This is a genomic window from Amphibacillus marinus (genome assembly GCF_900110345.1).
Lineage (GTDB): Bacteria > Bacillota > Bacilli > Bacillales > Amphibacillaceae > Amphibacillus_D > Amphibacillus_D marinus.
Window position 1 is genome coordinate 369,340 of sequence record NZ_FODJ01000001.1, and the last position, 26,167, is coordinate 395,506.

23 protein-coding genes are annotated in these 26,167 nt (G+C 38.4%); all 23 read right to left on the reverse strand.

Annotated features, from left to right (window positions below; all coding sequences use genetic code 11):
• Position 1: 1 nt before the first annotated feature.
• On the reverse strand, positions 2-1,201 hold the full coding sequence (gene yqfD, locus BM000_RS01805) for a sporulation protein YqfD (protein ID WP_091494132.1): 1,200 nt from the start codon (positions 1,199-1,201) through the stop codon (positions 2-4).
• Positions 1,198-1,503, reverse strand: coding sequence for a sporulation protein YqfC (gene yqfC / locus BM000_RS01810; RefSeq protein ID WP_245751552.1), 306 nt, complete (start codon positions 1,501-1,503; stop codon positions 1,198-1,200). The genes yqfD and yqfC overlap by 4 nt, the downstream gene beginning before the upstream one ends.
• A gap of 713 nt (positions 1,504-2,216) precedes the next feature.
• Positions 2,217-2,870, reverse strand: a complete 654-nt coding sequence (locus BM000_RS01815; RefSeq protein ID WP_091494135.1) for a hypothetical protein — start codon at positions 2,868-2,870, stop codon at positions 2,217-2,219.
• Positions 2,860-3,507: an ABC transporter ATP-binding protein gene (locus BM000_RS01820; RefSeq protein ID WP_091494138.1), complete on the reverse strand. Its 648-nt coding sequence runs from the start codon at positions 3,505-3,507 to the stop codon at positions 2,860-2,862. The genes BM000_RS01815 and BM000_RS01820 overlap by 11 nt, the downstream gene beginning before the upstream one ends.
• A complete protein-coding gene (locus BM000_RS01825; RefSeq protein WP_091494140.1) occupies positions 3,508-4,329 on the reverse strand; it encodes a hypothetical protein in 822 nt (273 codons plus the stop codon). It lies immediately after the preceding gene.
• On the reverse strand, positions 4,329-5,171 hold the full coding sequence (locus BM000_RS01830) for a hypothetical protein (protein ID WP_091494143.1): 843 nt from the start codon (positions 5,169-5,171) through the stop codon (positions 4,329-4,331). Before BM000_RS01830 ends, BM000_RS01825 begins: the two co-directional genes overlap by 1 nt.
• A 46-nt stretch (positions 5,172-5,217) precedes the next feature.
• Positions 5,218-5,622, reverse strand: coding sequence for a hypothetical protein (locus BM000_RS01835; protein WP_091494145.1), 405 nt, complete (start codon positions 5,620-5,622; stop codon positions 5,218-5,220).
• 269 nt (positions 5,623-5,891) lie between these two features.
• The gene (locus BM000_RS01840) at positions 5,892-7,322 is read right to left on the reverse strand and encodes a PASTA domain-containing protein (protein ID WP_091494148.1); all 1,431 of its coding nucleotides are present in this window, start codon (positions 7,320-7,322) and stop codon (positions 5,892-5,894) included.
• On the reverse strand, positions 7,315-7,986 hold the full coding sequence (locus BM000_RS01845) for an ABC transporter ATP-binding protein (RefSeq protein ID WP_091494151.1): 672 nt from the start codon (positions 7,984-7,986) through the stop codon (positions 7,315-7,317). Before BM000_RS01845 ends, BM000_RS01840 begins: the two co-directional genes overlap by 8 nt.
• A 14-nt stretch (positions 7,987-8,000) precedes the next feature.
• Complete coding sequence (locus tag BM000_RS01850; protein ID WP_091494153.1) at positions 8,001-9,488, reverse strand: ABC transporter permease; 1,488 nt, start codon at positions 9,486-9,488, stop codon at positions 8,001-8,003.
• 456 nt (positions 9,489-9,944) lie between these two features.
• On the reverse strand, positions 9,945-12,062 hold the full coding sequence (gene pnp / locus BM000_RS01855) for a polyribonucleotide nucleotidyltransferase (RefSeq protein WP_091494156.1): 2,118 nt from the start codon (positions 12,060-12,062) through the stop codon (positions 9,945-9,947).
• A gap of 267 nt (positions 12,063-12,329) precedes the next feature.
• Complete coding sequence (gene rpsO / locus BM000_RS01860; RefSeq protein ID WP_091494159.1) at positions 12,330-12,599, reverse strand: 30S ribosomal protein S15; 270 nt, start codon at positions 12,597-12,599, stop codon at positions 12,330-12,332.
• Between the two features lie 138 nt (positions 12,600-12,737).
• Positions 12,738-13,676 (reverse strand): bifunctional riboflavin kinase/FAD synthetase, encoded by a 939-nt coding sequence (locus tag BM000_RS01865; RefSeq protein ID WP_091494162.1) that lies wholly within the window; start codon positions 13,674-13,676, stop codon positions 12,738-12,740.
• On the reverse strand, positions 13,651-14,601 hold the full coding sequence (gene truB / locus BM000_RS01870; protein ID WP_091494164.1) for a tRNA pseudouridine(55) synthase TruB: 951 nt from the start codon (positions 14,599-14,601) through the stop codon (positions 13,651-13,653). Before truB ends, BM000_RS01865 begins: the two co-directional genes overlap by 26 nt.
• Before the next feature lie 107 nt (positions 14,602-14,708).
• A complete protein-coding gene (gene rbfA / locus BM000_RS01875) occupies positions 14,709-15,059 on the reverse strand; it encodes a 30S ribosome-binding factor RbfA (protein WP_091494167.1) in 351 nt (116 codons plus the stop codon).
• A 41-nt stretch (positions 15,060-15,100) separates the two neighbouring features.
• Positions 15,101-15,382, reverse strand: coding sequence for a DUF503 domain-containing protein (locus BM000_RS01880; protein WP_091494170.1), 282 nt, complete (start codon positions 15,380-15,382; stop codon positions 15,101-15,103).
• Positions 15,379-17,436: a translation initiation factor IF-2 gene (gene infB / locus BM000_RS01885; protein WP_091494173.1), complete on the reverse strand. Its 2,058-nt coding sequence runs from the start codon at positions 17,434-17,436 to the stop codon at positions 15,379-15,381. Before infB ends, BM000_RS01880 begins: the two co-directional genes overlap by 4 nt.
• 21 nt (positions 17,437-17,457) lie before the next feature.
• Complete coding sequence (locus BM000_RS01890; RefSeq protein ID WP_143063875.1) at positions 17,458-17,766, reverse strand: YlxQ family RNA-binding protein; 309 nt, start codon at positions 17,764-17,766, stop codon at positions 17,458-17,460.
• The gene (rnpM, locus tag BM000_RS01895; RefSeq protein WP_091494176.1) at positions 17,759-18,040 is read right to left on the reverse strand and encodes an RNase P modulator RnpM; all 282 of its coding nucleotides are present in this window, start codon (positions 18,038-18,040) and stop codon (positions 17,759-17,761) included. Before rnpM ends, BM000_RS01890 begins: the two co-directional genes overlap by 8 nt.
• Positions 18,041-18,054: 14 nt before the next feature.
• Positions 18,055-19,176, reverse strand: coding sequence for a transcription termination factor NusA (nusA, locus tag BM000_RS01900; RefSeq protein WP_091494179.1), 1,122 nt, complete (start codon positions 19,174-19,176; stop codon positions 18,055-18,057).
• 13 nt (positions 19,177-19,189) lie between these two features.
• On the reverse strand, positions 19,190-19,666 hold the full coding sequence (gene rimP / locus BM000_RS01905) for a ribosome maturation factor RimP (protein WP_091494182.1): 477 nt from the start codon (positions 19,664-19,666) through the stop codon (positions 19,190-19,192).
• Positions 19,667-20,058: 392 nt separating this feature from the next.
• Entirely contained in the window at positions 20,059-24,351 is a 4,293-nt protein-coding gene (locus BM000_RS01910; RefSeq protein ID WP_091494185.1) for a PolC-type DNA polymerase III, read from the reverse strand.
• 93 nt (positions 24,352-24,444) lie between these two features.
• On the reverse strand, positions 24,445-26,151 hold the full coding sequence (locus tag BM000_RS01915; RefSeq protein WP_091494187.1) for a proline--tRNA ligase: 1,707 nt from the start codon (positions 26,149-26,151) through the stop codon (positions 24,445-24,447).
• Positions 26,152-26,167: the final 16 nt, after the last annotated feature.

Genomic DNA, 26,167 nt, shown 5'->3' on the forward strand with positions numbered 1-26,167 from the left:
ACTAATCTCCTTGGATTGACTCAGTAGTATTCACGATATTCTCTGTCACGGTTAAGTATACGTGTATGTTTACTTTACCATTCTCAATCGTTTGTTGCAAAATTTTTTCTTCTACTACCTCTGCATCATGTCCAAGTCCAGCTAATAATTGATTTTTCGCTTGTTGTAGACCTATTTGAATCGCTTCATTTTCCGTTCTCTTAATTGCATACATCTGTGTTTCTTTATGCTCATTCACAAGTAAACTAACAGGGAATTTCCAATTAAACAATGTCGGTGTGTAAATCGATCTTTCAACATATTCAGCATTGTAACTATCTGAGAAGAATCCCCAGATCGGAAGTTTGAAATTAGCTAAGCTGAGGAAATACTTCTTGTTATTTCGCCCGGTTTCAGCAATACTCCGACTACTAAGTGGAATTTGAATTCTAGATTCATACCATGTTGTTGCAAACACCTCAGCTTCGACATTAACAAGCGGCTGTTCATCCGTTTCTTCTTCACGATTACTTAACTCTCCAGTTACAAGTAACTGCCCCTTTCTGACAAAATCATTTACTTCAACCACGGGTCGACCTTTAGACACGAACATCCGACTAATTACACCGTCTTTTCTAGCATAAAGGTGCAAGTTGCTTGTCTTATTCTCGGGTTCAATTTGCTTTTTTTCAACAATTTCTAATTGATAGCTAATACCTGACTGTTTAATACCTACCCATAAGAGGTTACTATGTTCTGCTAGTATCTGCTCTTGTATTTTAGCTGGACTATCGATAAGCCATTTTATTTTGCCCAATCTAACGCCGAGGTCCGCTAAGGATTGCCCGATTTTTGCTTCCATCTCAGTCGACGTACCCGTAATGTTTATTGTCCAGATTGATTGTGATAAATAGATAAAAGCAACTAGACCAATTAGTAAAGAAGTAAGTAACAGTCGATAATTTTTAAGGTGCTTGTACCAGAATGGCAAGCCTGTCTTATTAATAAAAGACAGCTTGTACCTTGTTTTTCTTCTAAGTTTCCTAATTTTACGAAGATCAGTTAAATAGACATCACCTTGGCATTCCAGTTGTGATAACTTTTTTATTGACCAGACCGTAATATCATGTCTTGCACATAAATCAAAAAAACGTTCTGCATAATGACCATAGACCTTGACTGTTAGTATACCTTTTAGTCGAGAAGGTTTAATTCGCCTCATGTCTTCACCTCACTTTGGTCAGTGCTATATTGATTCGTTATGCTCCTAATCATACCCTCGATTAGGATTTCTTCTGATAAAAGCATTTTAATAACAAGTTCCTCACCATTTATTAGCAATGTACCACCACTTACATTTAATTCTATTTCATCTGCTGTGAAACGAAGGATCCCTCGATGATTCTCTATGTATACATGAAGATCGCCAATCATCGTTATTCTTGGTAATTTGATCTGCATATCCATTGTCATGCCAATCGTTGTCTTGGCGCGTTTATTAATAAAAGATCGCAACTTACCCACGGAATCGCCTCCCTCACTTCTCAAGATATGTTTTTAATAAAATAATCAGAACTACAATTCTGTTTCTATTGCATACACATAGCTTTTGCTTTTATAAACTTATACAAGTGACCTAACGCTGTATATCTACTAGTTCTTTATTCTTAAAAATAAAAAGATAGATTTAAATGATTGTAAAGCTTACAATTAAATAATTTGCTCTTCTCTCAGACTACCGCAAGTCAAATTCCCTACCAACTCAAACTTAAAAAGGTTGTATAGTTGTATAGATGATGATAACACTTACACGTTTAATTAAATTACTGGAATTCATTCTCTCTAACAAATCTTTTATATAACGAATTCTTAAGTTATTAATCCATCTTCATACTACATGATCGCTCAACCCGACCTTCTTATCAACATTTTTAATCCACATAGTTAACTGTTCCAGTTTGCATTTGAAATTTCCTATTGACTTGTATGTTAGAATACAGATAAATCCATAACAAAAACAGAGGTAGATGACCTTTATCATGGGAATATAGCAGAGAGTGGTCGTAGAAAATTACAGGGCTACTAAACTTAATGAACATGACGCTTCTTGTCCACGAGTATGTCAAAGAATATTACAAGTTACGTATCGCACGACGACTTAATTATACGTCCTATTTGATGAAGGGATGGAAAAATTCCAATATCCCAGATAAAAAACCAATCAAATGATTGGTTTTTTATCTGGGATATTGGGCTAACAACTCGTGTTTTAATACCATTAATTCTATTAATGCTTCTTCTGAACTGACAAAGAACTCATTATATTTCACTGACGAATACGGTACATAAAGATCTTCATCTGTTACACTGAGAATTTCATGCTCTTTATCTTCATAATTGAAGATAGGAGGCATAATTAAATCATTCGTTAAATAAATCTGGTCGTCTGGATGGATCGTATCAAGTTTTTTTTCTAGAAAAATTAAGTATTCTTCATTTGATTGCATTAGATTTATAAAACTAGCGTTTATTGACATATTATCAAAAACTACATACCAACTAAAATCCATAATTGATATTTGATCACCAACAGCGATATCTTTTCCTTGATAAACTTCTTCAACAATGACATTTTGATAAAAATTTTTGAACGTATAGTGTGTTCTTCCATCAGATTTGGCCCGAATAATAATTGGGCTATCAGGTAAAACTTGGCGCATAGTATCAATTAAGGTTGGTGAGAGGTCCAGATCCCAGAGCGCAACTGTGAATTGTTCTAGCATGTTTTCATTAGCAGAAACATCTGTATAAGTTTGGCGAAAAAAAAGCCCTATTCCACCCGCAACTATCACAGACAGCGCGATTAAGCTTATTAATATTTTATTTAGCATGTGAATACACCTCGTCTACTAGTCGACCACTATCCAAATAATAGACTTGATCAGCTAATAATTTAATATCCTCTTTATTGTGGCTAGCCAGAAGGACCATTGCACCCCGCTCCTGTTCTTCACGTATCACTTGACGAATTAACTTGACACCTTCTTCATCTAATGAGTTAGTCGGTTCATCTAATAGAATAAGTTCAGGTTTCTCCATGATCGCCTGTGCCAAAACAATCCGTTGCTTCATTCCCAAAGAGTACTTACGAAACGTGCGAACATCATCCGGGTCTAAACCAACTCTCTTAATAGCGATTTTAATTTCTTGATCCCCAATTTTACGATTAAGTTTAGCTAATAATTGAAGATTCTTAAATCCAGTAAACTCCGGATAAAGTCCGGCATTCTCAATCGTAATTCCTAAATTCGGAAAAACAGTAACATCATGGTGTAATTTATAATTATTATAGATGATATCTCCTGAGTCAATTTTCATTAGGCCAGAAAGTGCTCGAAAAAGCATCGTCTTACCAGAGCCATTACGTCCAACAAAACCATAGATTTCACCTTGCTTAAGGTCTAAACTAATATTATTTAAAATTACTTTACCTTTAATTGTTTTACTAATCTGATTTACTTTTAACATTTAGATTCCTCCACTTTCCCTGTTTAAAACAATCCACTCTTGTTGCTTTATGATCAAACAGCCTAATCCTAATGCCATGCTACTAAGTAATAAAAAAAGCAACACAGATTCATTTAAATCAAAAGAAAGATTATACTGATTAATTAGATTATTTATATCTGCATTCTTACTGCTATGCCATGGCAAGATAAGATGTGCGATCGGATTAAATTTTAACAGTAAACTATGAAAAGCAACACTTGGATTATCCACAAGCGGCCAGACTTTTTCCCACAGAAGCATTAAAGTAACGCTTGTTATTTGTAATCCTGTAACAATCACAAAACCTAACCCACTATCAAATTTTATGGAGAGCACATTAATCATTAATGTTGTGATAAATAACCACATAGAATGAATCAGCAGATAATAAATAAAAATTAGAACTGCTACATGATCAAAATGAATAGTTTTAATAAATGGGACAACGACAATGGTTGTCAGTACCATCAAAAACGGATAAATAAACGCTAACAAGTATAGTTTCGAAGCTTCTTTTAAAAACCATCGTATCCGGTTAGGGCAACGTGAAAAATAGTAAACGCTTGCCGAACAAAATCTTTGGTAGATGTATGTACCAAAAAAGGCTTGAAATAAAATTATGGGTAATAAGCGAATGCTTAACTCAATCAAATACACAAAAATAATTTCAATCTCTGAAAAACCAAAGTGTAGAATAATATCTGACCAGTTGACTGTCCCCTCCATAGTAAAAAAAACAAATGATTCAATAAAACCTAACCCAATCGCGATAATAAGGCACTTCCGAATAGCTAGGGCCATTAAAGTGCATCCTTATTCATTTTCATTAGGAAGATCAGTAAAGAAGTACAGACAGTAATCAACATAAAGATAGCGATTGCAATAGAATTCGCCTTGACATTTCTAACCGGTTCGTGCATGACTAAATAAAAAAAGTAGTTTGTATCAAAATTAATTGTTGGGACGAGTTGCTTTAAATACGCTGTGAAATGAAGCAAAAGATAAACTGGTAAGAATAATAAGACTTTAAATTTGATTCTAAACGCAGAGACGGAAACTGTAAATATTGATAGTATTCCTGAGATAACACCAACGAACAGTGTAAAGATAAAAGCATAGGCATAGACTGATTGCTTAATAATCGGAAAAAAAAGGGTACTTATAGTATTTAAATACACCTGATCTAGTATACCTAAATTTGAAGGATCGCCAACCGCATGAGTAGGGAAAGCCAACATGTTAAGACCTATCTCGATTAAAAACGGAAGTGTGAACACACAAAAGGTGACCAAGAAAACTGTTACTATTTTACCCCAATAATATGCTTTCGACCCTATTCTAGTCTGAATAAAAATAAATTGGTTTAACTGATGGTCCGCAAATAATGAGAAACCAGCTGGTATAACAACAAGCAATGGATAATATTGTCTTAAATAGTAACTAAATTCACTCCAGGTAGAAAATGTCAATAACTTCATTGGGTGATACATGTCAAGAACATCACGGCCTTGATAAGTCAAAACATTTGAAAAAAAATTCACAAGTACTAAAACCATTAACAAAGCGAATATTATTGTTGCTGTTTTTCGTTCCCATAATACACTTAGTTGCATTTTAATTGAGTTTTTTAACATATCATTCAAGACCCTTCACTCTTTATAGTGGGTAGAAGAAATAAGTCATTTTTAATTATCTACCTTGCCATTCAACATCAGCTTTCGCTGCATAATCTGGATTATTTCCTCTAAATCTAAATTTTATAGATCTATTATTAAGAGTTCCATTTCTTAATTTGATACTCGTATTACTTGTAGCGGTCTCATTAAGAGTAACCGTATCTGTTATATGAAGATTCCCAGGTGTCGCAACTACCACTTGAATTCTAGTAAAATTATCTGTACCGCCATTTGGGGGATAAACAGAATACAGACGAGCTCTTACGTCATTGTATGTTCCACTTCTAGTTGCAGCCTTATCAACCCATGACTGTCGAGATGGTAAATTAAGTGTCTCCCTAGCTGCAAAAACATTACTTCCAAAGACTAAACTACAAAAAAATAGTACTGAAAGAATTTTGAACATTGTTTTTTTCATTAAGTTAGCTCCCAACATTTTTATTAAAACGACTTAAATCTCCATACCCTACCCAAATCATATACCATAAATTACTAATTGTAAAGATATTTTTTAATTTTTTTAAAAATTTTAGTAAAATTGGATAGTTAATTATTTATATACCTTTTAATGTAATTTTTACAATAAACTTATTTAAATATTATTCATTTTACAAATTTAGGATTATTTATCGAAAAAACAGGCTGTTGAGATGAATTTCTCAACAGCCTTAGCAGCAGTGAGTATTGTTAAGCTTCATCCTTAGCATCATCACCACTAATTGGTTCCTCACCAATCGGATTATCGCCAAAGTCAGGGGGGCCGACTGGCTCAGCATTGGCATTATTACTGACTCTAACTTCTACCGTGTATTCCATCGCAACAAACTCATTAAATTTGCTCATTCCAACCACAGTGCCTTTAATCTCCGGTGCGTTAACATATTTCACAACGTACTTAATATTCGCACCTTTAGCTTGATAATCGTTGTAAAATGCTTCTGGCAGATCACCTTCAAGCAGACCGCGATAATCTCGTAAATAAGGCTTACCCAATGAATAAGTCACTGTAAGTTGACCACTATCTTGATCAGTAATCTTTGCACCGGCCTCTTCCGATTGCGAAATTAACCGACCATAACCAACACTGTTGTGATATCGTTGTCTAAGCATTACCGACACCTCGGTAATATTAGTCGCCTCTTCCATTGACAGTTCGTTAAAGTTGGGCACTTCAAAAGCAGGTCCTATTGAGACCACCACTTCCATATCATCCTGCTTGGCTACTTTTTCCTCAGCCGCAACTGATTGACTAATAATATGGCCGAGCTCGATTGAATTAGAATCCGCTTCCTTGTATGTCATCTTTATTTCATTTTTTGTCACCCATTCCTCAACCTCGGCACGTGGAACACCGGAGAAATCAGGGACGGTAATATTTTTTTCAAATACTTCTTCGCCTCTTGAATAATAAACAGTCGCACTATCTTTTCTTCGGTACTCACTTAAGTCTAGCTCAGTATCGCGTAAGACGAGCTCAACAAACGCTCCTGCTTCAATGTCATCATGATAGACAGTAAGCAAGCGTAGGTTCTCCGCCTTGTTTATTTCAATCCATTCTGTTGCTTCAGATTCTGTTAATTCCTCAAAATCCGGAAATAGCAATTGTTCCTCAGGATCAGGTCCTAGACTACTGACAATTGCAAGCTCACGACCTTTACGTATCTTGTCGCCCTTGGCAACACTTTGTTCAATAACATGATTGCTGTCATACTCGAGACTATAATTATTTGTAATAACGAGTTCGATCTCATGTTCACTTGCCCATGCGCGAACTTCAGAGACTGGCTGATTAGTAAAGTCTTCTACTTCGGCATGAACGGCTTGATAATAAACAATACCTAAAATGATCAACATAATAACACTAGCAGCTGCTATGTATATGATCCGGCGCCGCTTTTTAATACGATAAGTTGGATCAATTTCATACTCTTCCTGTGATTCAGACCTACGACTTACCGTTGTAGGTCTGTCCTCCTTAGCTGGAACAATTGAATTATCGGGCGCTTTCGTTAAATCATCTTGGTCAAGTTGATTAGATTCTTGTTTACTAATCGCTCCGTGATCTTCTTTATTCTCGTCATAATTATCCTTATTAAATTTAGAAAGAAAATCACTCATCTACTTCGAGAATTCCCTTCTTTAATCTTAGAATATGATCAGCCTGTTGCGCAATTTCATTCGAGTGGGTAACAACAATCACACATTTATCATGTTCATGAGCTAGTTTTTTGAAAATATCGACAATTTCTTGTTCCATCTCCTCGTCAAGGTTCCCCGTTGGCTCATCGGCAAGAATAAGCTCAACATTTGTTGCTAACGCCCGAGCAATCGCGACACGCTGCTGCTCGCCACCAGATAGTGCATTAACAAAGCGATCTGCCTTTGATTTGCCAATGCCAATATAATCAAGAAGATTATAGGCAACTGTTTTACGATCCGCTGGTATCTCATTTTCAGTAATCGACATCGGCACAAGGACATTTTCAACAGCCGTTAATGTTGGCACTAGATTATAAGCTTGAAAAATAATGCCGATTTTATTGCGTCGGTACTTTTCATAGCCAAGTTGCTTGATGTTAACATCATTAAGCAGAATTTCGCCACTCTTTGGTGAGTCAAGGGCACTTAAAAGAGATAGAAAGGTCGTTTTACCCGAGCCTGACTGACCAAGAATCGCATAAAACTTGCCGTTTTCAAACTTGGCATTGGTATCCTTTAAAATGTACCGTCTACTTTCACCATCTTGATAGTAATAATTAACTTCTTTTGCTTCTAATAACATGACTTCACCTCTTTTTACATTAATATTTTTTTCGGATTTAAACGGACAATATAAATTAATGGGACCACAGTCGACACTAAGATCGTTAATAAGCCGATGCTATAAAAAACGATGATATATTCGGTAGATAATGTCACCTCATAAGCTTCAATAACATCGTCAGTATCTAACGGCGAGTTAAAATCTGTCGGATATGAGATGCCATAGAAATCATCACTAGTTGACGTATTCGCTTCAATTAAGCTTTCTGACACATTTTCCGCTAACAAATTACCGGTGAACAGGGAAACAGATATCGCTACAATTGCGACTATAGCCACTTCAATCATAATTTGCCCAATAACACGACCCTTTCGTTCTCCAAGTGACAGATAGATACCAAGTTCTCGCTTTCGATCTCTTAAAAAGAGTAAAACCACTAAACTGATAATAAGAATTGTCGCAACAACTGCAAAGATTAGTACATAATTAGATAAATTTGAGATTGATTCAATTGGTCCAGCAATATCTTCATATTGATCTAATGAGCTTATTACGTGATATAGTGGTGGCAATAACACTGTAGCTTCCTCAATAAAAGCTTCGCTATCTTGTACACTATTTAATATAAAGTAAGGTGTATAGTATTCAAAATTATCTTCATCTTGATAGAGCTCAGCATATTCGTCATTATTCTCAATCATTACTTGCATTTCCCAATTAACTTCGTTTTTTATGACTTCATTTGAAACATATAAACGATTCTGGAATTCTTGATCAAAATACTCTTGATCAGGGTTATTACTTCCCTCATTATCGTCGCCTTCGCGCTGTTCTTTAGCTGCTCTCGTTTCGAATATACCAATAATTTCAAGAGGGATATCACGTTCCTCTAGCACCGGATATTCTGAAACACTGTCCACACTATAATCATAAAGGACATTTGATAAGGTAACTGTGTCACCAACGGATAAATTATTTAAATCGGCAACTTTGGTTGAAACTAAAGTTACCATTGCACCGTTTGTAATTTCCTCTTCATTAAATACACGTCCGGCGATTAAGGTGGCATTACCCTCTTCAATATCTGTTACTAATGGATAATTAATCCCTTTTAAATGAAAGTAGGTCTGGTACATAAATTCTTCATCTTCATACTCTTCCATATATGGATCATAACCAATAAGATTTTCTGCTTCATAGTAATTAGACATTGAATAATCATAGTATTTCACATAAGAGAGCTGGCCAATTTGATTAATTAGATCAGTACCAATTCTTTCAATCTCTTCCCAAGTTATTTCGCCCGCTTCTTCCATTTCATACAATTTATCATAATCAAGATCAATGGTCGTTCCTGCACCTAGCTGCTCCTTAATAGCCGATTCAACATTTCTTGAAGCTTGGCGTATTGAGACAGCCCCTGAGATTACATTGCCTAAAATTAAAATAACTGCGAATAAAATAAGTACTTTCCCCTTACGCCTTACAATACTTAATAGTGCTCTTTTTACAAAATTCACTTCCTAGCCTCCTTGGTAATCTACTAATCTATGATAAAACAGACTAAATAATTCACTATCATTATATGTTAATAAAGACAATAAATCTATTATTATTATTAAAATAATGGTAATCAGTGTAAATATTTAGTTTATGTACATCCTATTAGACGCTTTATATTTCATTTAGGTTTCAATTTGATTGCAATTTTTTTGAATATTTTCATTTTAAATAATTGTAAGCATTTCATAATTGCTAATATGAGTTCCAAACACGAACATTAAGAATCGGACTAGACTATTAATTTGCTCTGTCAGCTACTGGACTTGCTTTTACCCACCGGCTCGAAAGCGTCATCAAGCTTCTCTTCTTCCACAGTAAATTTAGCCATAAGAAAACTGCACCTCCAATTGTTAGCTTGCAGCTAACAATTCGGGTGCAGTTCAGATCAAAACGATCACAAGAGGCTTTTCCTATTACTTCTTCGCTTCTTTTTGCTTTTCTTGCTCTTCTAACAGCACAACCTTACGTGATAAATTAATCCGACCTTGACGATCGATTTCTTTTACCTTAACCATAATTTTATCGCCTTCTTTGACGACATCCTCAACCTTGTTTGTCCGTTCAATTGCCAGCTCTGAAATGTGAATTAAACCTTCTTTACCTTTAAATAATTCAGCAAAGGCACCAAATTTTTCAACACGTTTAACTGTTGCTAAATACATTTCACCTGCTTGAACCTCTCTAACAATATCTTCAATGATTTGCTTCGCTTTTTCATTCATTGCTTGTTCTGTTGAAGAAATGTACACCTTACCGTCCTGCTCAATATCAATCTTAACACCTGTCTCTTCAATGATCTTATTGATTTGCTTACCGCTCGGTCCAATAACATCACGAATTTTGTCTGGGTTAATTGATAATGTTAAGATTTTTGGTGCATAAGCTGATAATTGTTCGCTAGGCTCTGCTATTACCTCTGCCATATGGCTTAAGATATGAATACGTCCAACTCTTGCCTGCTGGAGTGCTTCTTCAAGAATCTCTCTAGAAAGCCCTTCAATCTTAATATCCATTTGAAGTGCTGTGACACCTTTTTCTGTTCCAGCTACTTTAAAGTCCATATCACCTAAATAGTCTTCCATTCCTTGAATATCACTTAAAACGGTATAATGATCACCTTGCTTAACAAGACCCATAGCAATTCCAGCCACTGGTGCTTTAATTGGAACGCCTGCATCCATCATTGCTAAGGTAGATGCACAAATACTTGCTTGTGAAGTTGAACCATTGGATTCTAAAACCTCGGAAACAAGACGAATGGTATATGGGAAATCCTGTTCTGACGGAATGACTTTTTCAAGCGCACGTTCACCTAACGCCCCATGACCAATTTCACGACGGCCAGGACCACGAATTGGGCCGGTTTCACCAACACTAAATAACGGGAAATTGTAATGGTGCATAAAGCGTTTTGATTCCTCAAGATCTAATCCATCTAAGATTTGAACATCACCTAAAGCACCTAAGGTACATACGCTTAGTGCTTGTGTTTGTCCACGTGTAAACAAACCAGAGCCGTGCGTTCTTGGTAATAGCTTAACACGAGAGGTAAGTGGGCGAATTTCTTCAGGATTTCTTCCGTCTGGACGGACCTTTTCCTGCGTAATTAAACGGCGAACTTCATCCTTAACCATTTTATCTAAAATGTCCTTCACTTGACTTAATGTTGCTTCGTCAGCCTCTTTTGCCTCATACTGCTCAATAACTTTAGCTTTAACAGCTTGAATGGCTTCTTCACGGGCATGCTTTTCTACGACCTGAATGGCTGTGATAAGCTCGTCTTTTGCCGTGTTTTCTAAATCAGCTGTCAACTCTTGATCTAGACTAAAAAGCTTAACTGCCATTTTTTCTTTACCAACAGCAGCATAAATCTCCTCTTGGAAAGCAACTAATCGTTTAATTTCTTCATGTCCAAACATAATGGCTTCGAGCATGACATCCTCAGCTACTTCGTCAGCGCCTGCTTCAACCATGTTAATGGCATCTTTGGTACCAGCAACAGTCAAATCAATATCACTTTTTTCTCTTTGTTCAGTCGTCGGATTAATAACAAATTCGCCATCAACTCGGCCAACAATAACACCGGCAATCGGACCAGCAAATGGAATATCTGACACACCTAAGGCAATTGAAGAACCAAGCATTGCTGCTATTTCTGAAGGTGCATCTTGGTCGACACTCATCACTATACTAATAACTTGAACATCGTTACGGAATCCGTCCGGGAACAATGGACGAATTGGACGGTCAATTAAACGTGAAGTTAAAACCGCTTTCTCGCTCGGACGCCCTTCTCTTTTAATAAAACCACCAGGGATCTTACCAACTGCGTATAAACGCTCCTCGTAGTTAACGGTTAATGGGAAGAACGGTAAATCCTTTGGCTCTTTAGAACCCGTTGCAGTTGCAAGTACGGATGTATCGCCATAATGCACCATACAAGCACCACTTGCTTGCTTAGCGAGCTCACCAACTTCAACAATAAAGGGTTTACCTGCTATTTCAGTTTTAAAAATTTGTTTGTTCGTCATTTTTTTCATGACCCCTCTCTTTTACGTAAGCTAACGATTACAGGTTTCTACACATTATTAGAAATTAATAAATGACATTGGGGTCAAAACCTCATTATCCTTTTGCATCATTATCATTATCTTGCTCCATCCTGATCAAAACGCTGCATAGCTGGTTAGGCAGCGCTTTGATCAGAATCGAGCGCAAGGATGACTATAAGTTTCGTCCAATGTTACTTACTAAAATAACATACAGAAAAAGCGGGACTAGTCCCGCTTTTGTTGACATTATCGACGTAAGCCAAGCTTCTCAATAAGTTGACGGTAACGTGTAACATCTTTGTTACGTAAATAAGTTAATAAGTTACGACGTTTCCCAACCATTTTCAATAAACCACGGCGTGAATGATGATCCTTTTTGTGTGTACGTAAGTGATCATTTAAGCTCGTAATTTCTGCAGTTAGGACAGCGATTTGAACCTCTGGAGATCCAGTATCGTTTTCGTGTGTTTTGAACTCATTAATAAGTTCGTTTTTACGTTCTTGTGTAATTGCCATCCTGTTCACCTCCTATTAAATCATTTAAAAATCCCCAATCACCTAGCATCCGCTGGAGAACGTGATGCCAAGTAGATGGTTTCCGTTAACTAGATTAACGCTTTTTCATAAAAAATGCAAGTATTACAGGTCATTTCTTTAAAAAAACTGCCGAATTTCTGCTTCATCCTGTTTAATTTGTTCAATTAGTGAATCAATCGAATCAAATTTAGTTTCTGGCCGCAAGTATCTCTTCCAATACAACGCGACTTCTTGACCGTAAAGGTCCTTATTAAAATCGAGTAAATGTACTTCCAACTTGACCGTTGTTTCAACCACCTCGTGGTCAAAGGTAGGATTATAGCCGAGATTCGCCATCCCATGCACCAGCTGATCATCAATTTCGACCACAACATAATAGACACCGGTTTTCGGCAAGGCTTGCTTTAAATCAACTAGCATGTTTGCTGTCGGAAAGCCAATTGACCGGCCCCGTTTATGACCATGTACCACCTTACCAATCGTCTTTAATGGGCGCGTTAATAATGTTTCAGCCTGATCAACAGCTCCCTCAGCCAACAGCTTCCGGATGCGGGTTGAGCTAACCTTCTGATCGTCCTCGCTATACTTCTCAATGACAGTCACGTCAAAGCGATGATTCGCATGGTCAAACAGGGTTGTAACATTACCTTTGCCCATATGGCCATATGTAAAATCAAATCCACAGATTAAATGGAAAATATTAAGATCAACAATAAAATGGTTAATAAAAGCTTCCGGACTAAGCTGAGCTAGCTCTAAATCAAATTTAACAACATAAACAATGTCGACACCAAGCTTTTGAAGTATCGCTTGTTTTTCTAATAGTGGTGTTAAATAAGATACAGCATGCTTACCCTTATTTAAGACAGCTGATGGGTGTGGGCTAAATGTCATGACGGCAAGCTTGGCATTTGTTTGCTTGGCAATTTGCTTTGCTTGTTCAATCACTTGTTGATGCCCTTTGTGAATACCGTCAAAGAACCCAACGGCACAAACCGCACGATCAATTGGATCGATTAAATAGTCGTGATTACTGTTCAGCCGAACGACCTTCAATGCCGGTCACCTCCTTAGTTGCATAATTAAATACACGTAATGGTTTAATCAGATCAGAATTAGATGGATGTACTTGATAAATAGCTAATAGCTTGTCTTCATATTCAATACGGTATACTTCATTAGCAGACCAGCCCTCAGGTCGCGCCAATTTTTGACCATTTAAGACTTTTTTCGCCAGTGAAGCACTCACATTGTGAATGGGTAAGTGGGTTAAACCTGCTTCGATCGGTAACAGTATCCGCTGCAAATCGCCTTCTTGCTTTAGCGATTCTAACTGATCAAGCCCAATCGCAGTCGCTTCAGTAAAATCAGCTGTTCTCGTTCGAATTAAATGCGACATATGAGCAGGATAGCCTAAAGCTCGGCCAATATCCACAGCTAATGTTCGAATATATGTGCCTTTTGAAACAGTTGTGCTTATTTTAAAGCTGACCTTACCATCTGTCTGACTAAAGCTATCTTCAATATATGCTAGCTGATGAACAGTTACGTGTCGGATTGGGCGCTCAACTGGTTCATTAGCACGTGCATATTCATATAGCTTACGCCCATTGACCTTAACTGCCGAATACAGCGGGGTAATCTGGGTAATTTCGCCAACAAAGTTGGCCAGCACAGCTTTAATAGTTGTCTTGCTAAGTTGTTGATTAATGGCGACTTGATCAATAATCTGTCCTGTTTGATCCTCGGTATCCGTTGCGATACCAAGGGTGACCTCAGCTAAATAGGTCTTTTTTGTATTGGTTAAATACGGCACAACTTTGGTTGCTTCACCAATACAGATCGGCAATACACCAGCCACCTCCGGATCAAGTGTCCCCGTATGACCAACTTTTTTTGTTGCAAAAATTCTTCTTAGTTTAATCACACAATCGTGTGACGTAAGGCCAACTGGCTTCCATAGTGGAACAATACCATTCATGCTTTTTCCTCCAGAAAATGAAAAAAAGTAATTAATGATTATAACGGCTTTTAATCAAAACAAAACCCTTGATTCATTATAGAACAAGGGTTTTGTTAAGTAAAATATTAATCATTTGATCGATTCAAGTCACGTAATAAACTTTCAATTCGATTCCCTGTTTCAATCGTCTCATCAAGCTCAAAGAACAATTCCGGTGTCTTTCTCAATCGAATCCGCTGTCCAATCTCAGACCGAATAAAGCCCTTTGCCTTTGATAACCCTAACAGCGTATCCTGTTGCTCTCTTTTTTCACCTAATATGGTTAGATAAACAGTTGCTTGCTGTAGGTCTCCTGTCACCTCTACATCCGTAATGGTGACAAAGCCAACACGCGGGTCTTTAATTTTTCTAGTAATAATGTCACCGAGCTCTTTTTTCATTTGCTCAGCAACACGATTTGCTCGCACTTGACTCATCAATGCTCACCTCTATTTCTAAATCGATACTTACTATAGCTTTACCCGAACCACTGTCTTTCTACACGTGTTCGTTCAATTTCAGGAAATGAATCAATTGTCTTCAGGCAGGCATCGATAACCTGTTCACAAAGCAGGCGATTGGAAGCAATCGTTCCTATCCCAAAGGCAGTGCGTTGCCATAAGTCTTGATAATCTAACTCAGCAATTGAAATGTTATGCTGATTCTGAAGTCGAGTCATGATCCTCTTAATAACGGACCGCTTCTCTTTTAAAGAATGGGCTTCATAAATGAAACACTCTACTTCAGCGTAGAGAATCATTTACGCTCAATCTCCTCCATAACATAACATTCAAAGACATCACCGACTTTAAGGTCGTGGAAATTCTGAAGTGTAATACCACATTCATAATTTTGGGCAACCTCTTTAACATCATCCTTAAAGCGCTTAAGTGAGTCAATCTCACCTTCAAAAATGACAACGCCATCGCGGATAACACGAACACCTGAGTCACGAGTAATTTTACCATCTGTTACATAGCTACCTGCAATGGTTCCAATCTTAGAGACTTTAAATGTCTCACGTATTTCAGCTTGACCAATAACCTTCTCTTCAAATTCGGGATCAAGCATCCCTTTCATTGCAGCTTCAATTTCTTCAATTGCTTTATAAATAATTCGATGTAAACGAATATCTACTTTTTCAGAATCTGCTGCACTTTTAGCATTATTATCTGGGCGAACATTAAAACCGATTACAATCGCATTTGATGCTGACGCCAAGATAATATCTGACTCTTTAATTGCCCCTACACCAGTATGAATAATATTAACCTTAACACCTTCAACATCTATTTTATTTAACGATGCTGCTAATGCTTCAGCAGAACCTTGAACATCCGCCTTTAAGATAATATTAATATCTTTAATTTCTCCTTGCTTAATCTGGTCAAATAAATCTTCTAAGCTGACTCTCGAACGATCACCACGGCGCTCCTCGATTTGCTTTTGCTGACGCAGTTCACCAATTTGTCGCGCAGTCTTTTCATCCTCGAACACAACAAAGCGGTCACCAGCTTGTGGCACTTCATTAAGCCCAGTAATTTCAACTGGAGTAGACGGACCAACTTTTTTAACACGTCGTCCAAGGTCGTTAACCATCGCTCGAACACGCCCAAACGTACTTCCAACCACAATTGGGTCACCTACTCGTAAGGTTCCGCTTTGCACAAGTAACGAAGCAACCGAGCCCCGTCCTTTGTCTAACTCAGCCTCAATTACTGTTCCATGAGCACGTTTACTAGGGTTAGCTTTAAGTTCTTCAACTTCTGCTACCAATAAAATCATTTCTAACAGATCATCAATTCCCTCACCTTGAAGGGCAGACATCTGAACAAAAATGGTCTCACCGCCCCATTCCTCAGAAATTAGTTGATACTCTGTTAATTCTTGCATAACACGGTCAGGATTAGCGCCTTCTTTGTCCATCTTATTTACCGCGACAATAATCGGTACCTCAGCTGCTTTAGCATGGTTAATCGCCTCAACAGTTTGCGGCATGACCCCATCATCAGCCGCAACGACTAAAATGGCAATGTCAGTTACCTGTGCTCCCCTGGAACGCATACTGGTAAATGCTGCGTGACCAGGCGTATCTAAGAAGGTTATTTTCTTGTCATTTGTTCTAATTTGGTAAGCACCAATATGTTGCGTAATGCCGCCCGCTTCACCCTCAGTAACTTTGGTATTTCGAATTGAATCAAGCAATGTTGTTTTACCATGGTCAACGTGGCCCATAATTGTAACAACTGGTGGGCGCTCTTCAAGCGCATCTTCTTGATCTGCTTCAATATATTGAAGCAAATCTGTTTTCTCCACCTCAATCTCTTTTTCAACAGCAATACCATATTCGCCACAAATAAGCTCGATAGAATCATCATCTAAATCTTGATTCTTTGTCGCCATTACGCCAAGAAACATTAGCTTTTTAATTATTTCACTTGCTTCTTTACCTAACTTTTCAGCAAGTTCCCCAACAGTGAGCGACCCAGTATATTTTATCGTCTTATTAGATGACTCAGCCTGCTTCTTTTCTTCCGCTGGCTTTGTTTCTTGCTTTGGTTGTCCTGCTTTTTTTGCTGTTCCTTCTTTTTTAGCCTTTGGTGTATGTTTAGCTTTTTGCTGTTGCTGATTTTGATTAGTTTCAGTCGCTTTTGGCTCAGGTTTAAACAATTTATCTAGTGCTTTTACATGTTCATCCGTAATTGTCGACATGTGATTTGATACATCAGCATTTAATTCTTTTAATTTATTAATAACTTCTTTACTTGAAACATTGTGTTGTTTGGCATATTCATAAACTCTTGTTTTAGCCATACAGTCACCCCCGAATAATATTTAATCGAGTAATGAGCAAATTTTCTTAGCAAACCCTTCATCTGTAATGGCGACAGCAACTCTGCCTGACTTCCCGACAGCATGTGACAAGCGATCTCGGTCGATAATCATCTTACGACAGGGAACCTGGTAAAATGTACATTTATCAGTCAGTTTTTTTGATGTTTGAAGACCAATATCACTTGCAATTAACACAAGCTTCGCCTGTCCTCGCTTTACATCTTTAATAATTTGCTCTTCACCAAATGTCGTCTTTCGTGCTCGAGTTGCTAAACCAATCATGTTTAAATACTTTTGCTCGTTACTCAATGTTTTCACCTTGAATTACTTTTCTTAAATCGTTATATAAGTTTTCAATCTCACCTAGTTGAAAATGACTTTCGATCGCTTTGTTCTTTTCAGCCTGATCTACAATAGTCAAATCATTTGACACATAGGCACCACGACCATTTTTTTTGCCACTGGGATCAACAAAGACTTCTCCTTCTTTAGTTCGAACAATACGAATTAAAGATTGCTTCGGCTTCATTTCATGCGAGACAATACACTTTCGCAATGGAATTTTTTTAGTTTTTTTCGCCATTGTTATCACTCCTCTTAACTAAACAAATCTTCGTTTGTATCGAAAAGTGGCTCAAAATCCTCTGATGTTCCTGAATCCGAACGCCTTGCCAAAATGCCCAATTCAGCAGCTTCCTTTTCACTTTTGATGTCAATTTTCCACCCGGTAAGTTTTGCAGCAAGTCGAGCATTTTGACCGCGTTTACCAATTGCAAGTGAAAGCTGGTTATCAGGTACGACTACAGTTGTGGCTTTCTGCTCTTCATTTACATGGACTTCCGTTACTTTTGAAGGACTTAGTGCATTAGAGACATATACGACTGGATCTTCTGAATACTCAACAATGTCAATTTTTTCTCCCTTAAGCTCATCAACAATTGTTTGGACACGCTGTCCCTTTTGACCAACGCAAGAGCCGACTGGGTCAACATCAGGGTCCTTTGCAAATACGGAAATTTTAGAACGATCACCTGCTTCTCGAGCAACTGATTTAATTTCAACAATACCATCATAAATTTCTGGAACCTCGACTTCAAACAACCGCTTCAATAGTCCAGGATGAGAGCGTGAAACGAAGATCTGTGGACCTTTGTTTGTGTTTTCCACCTTGGTAACGAATACCTTAATCCGATCATGAACACGATAGTTTTCAGTTGGCATTTGCTCAGGCTCTGCTAACTTAGCTTCAACCTTACCTAAATCAATGTAAACAAAGCGCGGATCAACACGTTGAATGATCCCATTCATGATATCTTCTTCTCGATCGATATACTCGTTAAAGATAACGCCTCTCTCTGCTTCTCTAACACGCTGTGTCACTACTTGCTTAGCTGCTTGAGCAGCAATTCTACCAAAGTCACGTGGCGTAACCTCTACCTCGATAATATCGCCAAGCTCATAATTGGGATTAATTGACTTTGCTGTATCTAAATCAATATGTTGTTGGGTATCCTCGACATCTTCTACAATTTCCTTACGTGAAAAGACATGCATGCTACCCGTTTCTTCATTTAGATCAACTCGAACATTAGTAGCGGATTTAAAATTCTTTTTGTAGGCTGATATTAATGCTGCCTCTAACGCTTCAATTAATACATCCTTGTCAATCCCTTTTTCCTCGCCTAAATAATTAATGGCATCAAAAAGCTCCTTACTCACAATACTTCCCCCTTTAATTAAATGATACCGCTAACCGAGCTTTAGCCATTTTTTTATACGGTATCTCAACCTGCTTTGTCCTTGCTTTGTCCTTTACTTCAATTGTCACAAGTTCATTTTCATCAAATGAAACGAGAATACCCTCATAGCTTTTCTTGCCTTCAATCGGTTCATATAGCTTCACATAAATATTACTACCAAGCTTAGACTTAAAATCCTCTGGTTTTTTTAATGGTCGTTCTGCACCTGGTGAGGATACCTCTAAGTAATAGGGTGTTGAAATCGGATCGTCTTTATCTAAGCGTTCACTTAACCGCTCTGATACACGACCGCATTCCTCAATATCGACACCATCTTGCTTGTCTATAAACACTCTTAGGAACCAGTTCTTACCTTCTTTAACAAATTCAATATCGACGAGCTGAAGCTGCATCTCCTCTAATATAGGGATGACCAGTGCTTCGGTTTTTTCTGTAACAGATGAACTCACAAATTCGCCTCCTTCAACCTAAATTGTTTAGCGCTACCCGATTGATCTTTTTTAGTGTAGACAATTTTTAAATGTTTCATTATCTCAATTTTGCAGTTTAAATCATGACACTAGCTTCATTACGGTGTTTTGACATAATGACAAATCCCTTGTCCGAGTGACAAGGGATAAACCAAAAAACATAGAATGACAAAAAAGATCAAGCTGTGAAGAAAGAGTGGGTTTCCCCACTCTTTCTTCAGTACACGCTCACTTAAAGCTAGGGTAACTATAACACATCTAGCTGTAAAGTTCAACTACTCTTTCCACCTCTCAACCAAAAGTTTGCTAGCAACATCCGTGGTGGTAAAGGTTGGTTTGAAAACGTTGGCCACCTAAACCATATTTTTTAGTTAAAATAGGGACAGTTGATTTTTTTCTTCCATCCCTTGCAAGCAACCATGGTCATCGAGATACTCAAGAACTGTTTTTGAAATACGGCTTCGCTCTCGTAAATCTTCTTTCGATAGGAACTCACCTTGCTCACGCGCCTTCACGATATTTAACGCAGCGTTTGTTCCTAAACCATCTATTGCATTAAACGGAGGAATTAGGCCATCACCCTCCACAAGAAAGTCGGTCGCACTTGATTTATAAAGGTCAACCTTTTTAAAGGTAAAGCCGCGCGCGTTCATTTCAAGTGCCAGTTCTAGGACAACGACTAAACTCTTCTCCTTTGGTGCTGCATCATTACCCTTCTTATAAATATCCTCAATCCGAGAGCGAATGGCTGCTGAACCTTTTACCATTGTGTCTAGCTCAAAATCACTCGCTCGTACCGTAAAGTAGGCGGCATAGAATAGAATAGGGTGATGGACCTTAAAGTATGCAATCCGAATAGCCATTAACACATAGGCCGAAGCGTGGGCTTTAGGGAACATATACTTTATCTTTTTACAAGAGTCGATATACCAATCTGGGACATCCTGCTTCTTCATTTCAACAATCCACTCATCAATTAAGCCTTTCCCTTTACGGACAGACTCCATAATCTTAAAGGCTAATGAAGCTTCAAGTCCTTTATGCATAAGATAAACCATAATATCATCACGACAGCCAATAACATCAGGCAGTTTACAAATACCTTGATTAATTAGCTCTTGCGCATTGCCTAGCCAAACATCTGTCCCATGAGAAAGACCAGAGATAATAACAAGCTCGGCAAACGTCTTTGGACCAGTATCCTCAAGCATCTGTCGAACAAAACGGGTCCCGAACTCTGGAACACCAAGAGTGCCCGTTTCGCACATAATATCATCAACCGTCACACCCAGGACATCAGGAGATGAGAATATTTTCATGACATCAGCATCATCGGTAGGAATGGTCTTCGGATCAATGCCACTCAAGTCCTGAAGCATCCGAATCATTGTCGGATCATCATGCCCAAGAATGTCAAGCTTTAATAAGTTGTCATGAATAGAATGGAAATCAAAATGGGTCGTTTTCCATTCAGAATTACGATCGTCTGCCGGAAATTGAATGGGTGAAAAATCATAAATGTCCATATAATCGGGAACAACAATAATCCCCCCCGGGTGCTGACCAGTTGTCCTTTTCACACCCGTACAGCCTTGCACTAAGCGATCAACCTCGGCATTTTTAATGTGAAGGTTGTGATCTGATGCATAGCCCTTCACATAACCATAGGCGGTCTTTTCCGCTACTGTTCCAATTGTTCCTGCTCGGTAAACCTTATCTTCACCAAATAAAACCTTGGTATAGTTGTGCGCAATCGGCTGATATTCTCCTGAGAAGTTCAAGTCGATATCTGGAACCTTATCTCCTTTAAAGCCAAGGAAGGTTTCAAACGGGATATCCTGCCCTTCCTTTCGATAGGCTGTCCCACATTCCGGACAATCCTTATCAGGCAGATCGTAGCCACTACCATATTCACCATCAGTAAAGAAAACATGGTGACGACAGTTTGGACAGACATAATGTGGTGGTAAAGGATTTACCTCGGTAATTTCAGTAAATGTTGCAATTAACGATGAGCCGACCGAGCCCCGAGATCCAACGAGATAACCATCATTTAAAGATTTCTTCACAAGCTTGTGCGAAATTAAGTAGATAACAGCAAAGCCATGACCAATTATGCTTTTTAGTTCCTTCTCCATCCTTGCAACTACAATTTCTGGAAGCTCTTCACCATATAAGTTATGCGCAAAGGCATAGCTCATATCACGAATCTCTTGATCGGCCCCATCAATGTTAGGCGTATACAGATCCTCTTTCACTGGACTAATCTCTTCGACTAAATCTACTATTTTATGAGGATTGGTGACCACAATTTCTTTTGCTTTTTCATCACTAAGGAAATCAAAACAGGCTAGCATTTCATCGGTCGTTCGAAATGGTACGTTCGGTAGCTTCTGTCTGCTTAATGGATTTCCATTCTGCGATTTAATTAGAATTTGTCGGTAAATATGATCTCGTTCCTCAAGATAATGGACATTACCGGTAGCAACACATGGTTTTTCAAGCTGATCTGCTAAGTCGACTAATTGACGAAGAATATCATAAAGCTGTGCTTCATTCTCAATTAATTCACGATCAATTAATGGTGCATAGTTCTCTGGTGGTTGCACTTCAATATAGTCATAAAATGCTGCAACACGCTCTGCTTCCTCAGCAGATTTCTGCATCATTGTTTCAAATACTTCACCTTTGTCACATGCCGTCCCAATTAGAATACCAGCGCGGTGCGCGATCAGCTTAGACCGTGGAATTCTAGGTACCCGATAGAAATAATCAATATGCGCCATTGAAACGAGCTTAAAGATATTCTTCAACCCTGTTTCATCTTTAGCTAATAACGTTGCATGGTACGGGCGAGCTCGCTGATAAGCATTTCCTTCACCCATATGTAGATTGAATTGATTATGATTGGTAATTTCTTTTTCTTGTGCTTCTTTGATGAGCTTTAGTAATAAATAAGCAGTGGCTTCAGTGTCGTATATGGCCCGGTGGTGCTGGGTTAACTCAATGCCATAATACTTACAAAGGATGTTCAATCGATGGCTCTTTAATTGCGGTAGGATAAATCTTCCCAGTTCTAACGTGTCAATAACAGGATTGGTAGCCTTTTCCACACCATGCTGTTTAAAGCCTTGATTAATAAAACCGATATCAAAGCTAGCATTGTGTGCAACAAGAATGTCATCACCCATCCACTCCCGAAATTCAGCTAACACATCTTTTACTTCCGGTGCATCCTTGACCATATCATCAGTAATGCCTGTTAAATCCTTAATGGTTTGTGAGAGTGGCTTATGTGGATTGGCAAAACGTTCAAAGCGATCGACAATATCGCCATCTCTGACTTTTACCGCTGCAAGTTCAATAATGGTATCATAAACAGCGGACAAGCCTGTTGTCTCAACGTCAAAAACCACATAGCTGGCATTATCTAACTGCAGATCTACCTCATTATAGGCAATCGGCACACCATCATCGACTAAATTAATTTCCACACCATAAATCATCTTGATACCATGCTTTTTACTGGCTGCGTGCGCTTCTGGATACGCCTGTGCCCCAGCATGGTCAGTAATGGCGATAGCCTTATGGCCCCATTTTGCTGCTTGTTCAACAAGCTTTGATACCGGTACAACAGAATCCATCTGACTCATGGTTGAATGGCTGTGAAGTTCAATCCGTTTCTCGCCCTCAGGCGCAAGGTCTTGCTTCGTTTCAACCTTAATTTCGTTAAGGTCATTCATCATCATCGTTAATTCATTTGAGAAAGTATCGGTTTGTATACTGCCTCGCGCTTTAATCCACATGCCTTTCTTGACTTGCTTAAACTTTTCTTGATCTTGATCGCCTTTTGAAAACATTTTCACTGAAAATGAATCGGTATAGTCAGTTATTTTTACAATAAGCAAGTGCCGTCCCGATCGTAACTCTCTCACCTCAGCAGCAAAAACATAGCCCTGTAAAATAACCCTTCGTTCTTCTTCTAAAATGGTGTTCATCTGAATCGGTTCCTCTTTGATCGGATACCCAATCGTTAACGGATGATTAGCATCAGATTGCTTAGCTTTAGTCGTTTGCTTGGCCTTATCCGCAATTGCTTTTTGCACAAGTTGCTGGTCTTCTAATGCTTTTTGCTCTCTAAATCTCTCCAGGTCGGCAGCAATTGACTCAGCTGCTGCATCAATTGTCCAAACAGGTAAGCCATGCTTGTGACAGTATACTTTATAAGGATTAACTAACCTCGTCTTAAACACTTCTGCCTCAGTATCATTCCTGGCTTTTAATACGAGTTTATTGCCAGAAACTGATGGCTGATGTTGCTTTAACTGATCAGCATAGGCTGGCGATAAATCTTCTTCCTGTTCAACAAAATCGCGCCAATAGCCCAGCACCTGATCAGGTTCAATTTGTAGATTGCCATTAGTAATTTGATAATCAACCTTAGCAATCTGTGAAAAGGCTTCTTGCAGTTGTAAACGAAATAACCGAAATACTTCAATCGGCAGAATATTGTCAAAGTGAAATTGAAATAACCATCGTTGTGTTTTCTTATAAACAATTAACTTCGAAAGCTTTGCCTCAGTAAAATAGGTTAGTTGATCATCCTCAACTACACCTAGTTGATCTAGTAATAGTTTCATTTTATCCTGACTAGATAAACTCATTCTTATCCCTCCATTTCTTACTCGTTTAGCATTGAAAAAGATTTAAATAAGGAAAACCCTTGTCTCGGACAAAACGGACAAGGGCTTCTTTATCTAGTTCGGGTTCAGGCTGCGCTCGAGGTATGGAATAATTTCTTTAAAATGACGTTCAGATTGTTCACCTGTCATCCGAACTTTACATTCGACAATACCATCGTCTGCTTGCTTACCAACAGTTACTCGATAAGGAATACCAATTAAATCACTATCAGCAAATTTAATGCCTGCCCGTTCTTTACGATCATCATAAAGGACATCATAGCCGGCACTAGTGAGCTGATGGTAAATTTGCTCACCTAATTGAACTTGCTCTTCTTTCTTGCTATTTAGCACAAGTAAGTGGATTTGGTAAGGTGCTACTTGAACCGGCCAGACAATGCCCTTATCATCATGGTGCTGTTCAACAATAGCAGCAAGTGTTCGAGAAACACCGACACCATAACAACCCATTAGCATTGTCTCTGACTTGCCTTGATCATTTAAGTAGGTCGCGCCTAATTGCTCCGCATAAAAGCTACCTAATTTAAATACTTGGCCTATTTCAATACCTTCAGCGAATTCAATGGTGCCCTTACCATCTGGGGAAGGATCACCCGCTTTGATAAAGCGAAGGTCAGCGTACTCAACATTAACGAGATCCCGCTTAGGATTAACATTGACATAATGCTTATCATCCTGATTAGCACCGCAGGTAACATTAGCCATTGCCCGAACAGCCAAGTCACACACAACCTTAACCTCTGCTGGTACATCAATCGGACCTAATGAACCAAAGCCTGCTTGAAGTAATTCTCCACTTACTTTTTCATCCGCCAATTCAACCTTACTTGCTGCGAAATGATTTTTCAGTTTGATTTCGTTCACTTCATGATCACCTCTTGTGACAACTAGAACAAAAGCATCATCAATTTGATAGAGTAATGACTTCATTCCAGCATCAAGGGCATGACCAAGATAGTCAGCAACCTGCTGCATCGTTTTCTGATTTGGAGTATCAACCAGCTCAAGCGGCTTAGCCTCTTGCTCTGAGAAGGAATAGCAATCTAGAACCTCGGCCATTTCAATATTAGCCGCATAGTCAGATTGATCTGAAAAAGCGATTGTGTCTTCTCCAACCTGTGATAGCGCCATAAACTCATGGGTATCCTTACCACCCATCGCTCCAGAGTCAGCAATAACAGCTCTAAAGTTTAATCCTAGCCGAGTAAATATTTGCGTATACGCTTGATACATTGTCTGATAACTTTCTTCCAAGCTTTGCTCTGAATCATGAAAAGAGTATGCATCCTTCATAATAAATTCTCGTCCTCTAAGTAAGCCAAAGCGAGGACGACGCTCATCACGAAACTTTGTTTGAATTTGGTACAAGGTTAGTGGTAGCTTCTTGTAGCTCTTGACTTCATCACGAATCATACTTGTAGCCACTTCCTCATGAGTTGGCCCCAGGACAAACTCACGCTCATGCCGATCATTTAACCGCATCAATTCAGGACCCATCTTGTCCCATCGCCCTGATTCTCGCCACAGGTCAGCAGATTGTAAGGCAGGCATTAATACTTCGTTAGCCCCAACCTTGTCCATTTCCTCACGCACAACCTGTTCAATTTTATCTAAAACCTTTTTTCCTAGTGGCAAAAAGCTGTATACCCCAGAAAAGTTCTGTCTAATGTACCCAGCCCGTAAGAGCCATTGATGGCTCGCTATATCAGCATCAGCTGGTGTTTCTTTTAATGTTGGAATTAAAGTTCTGCTTTGTCTCATTTTTCATCCACCTTCT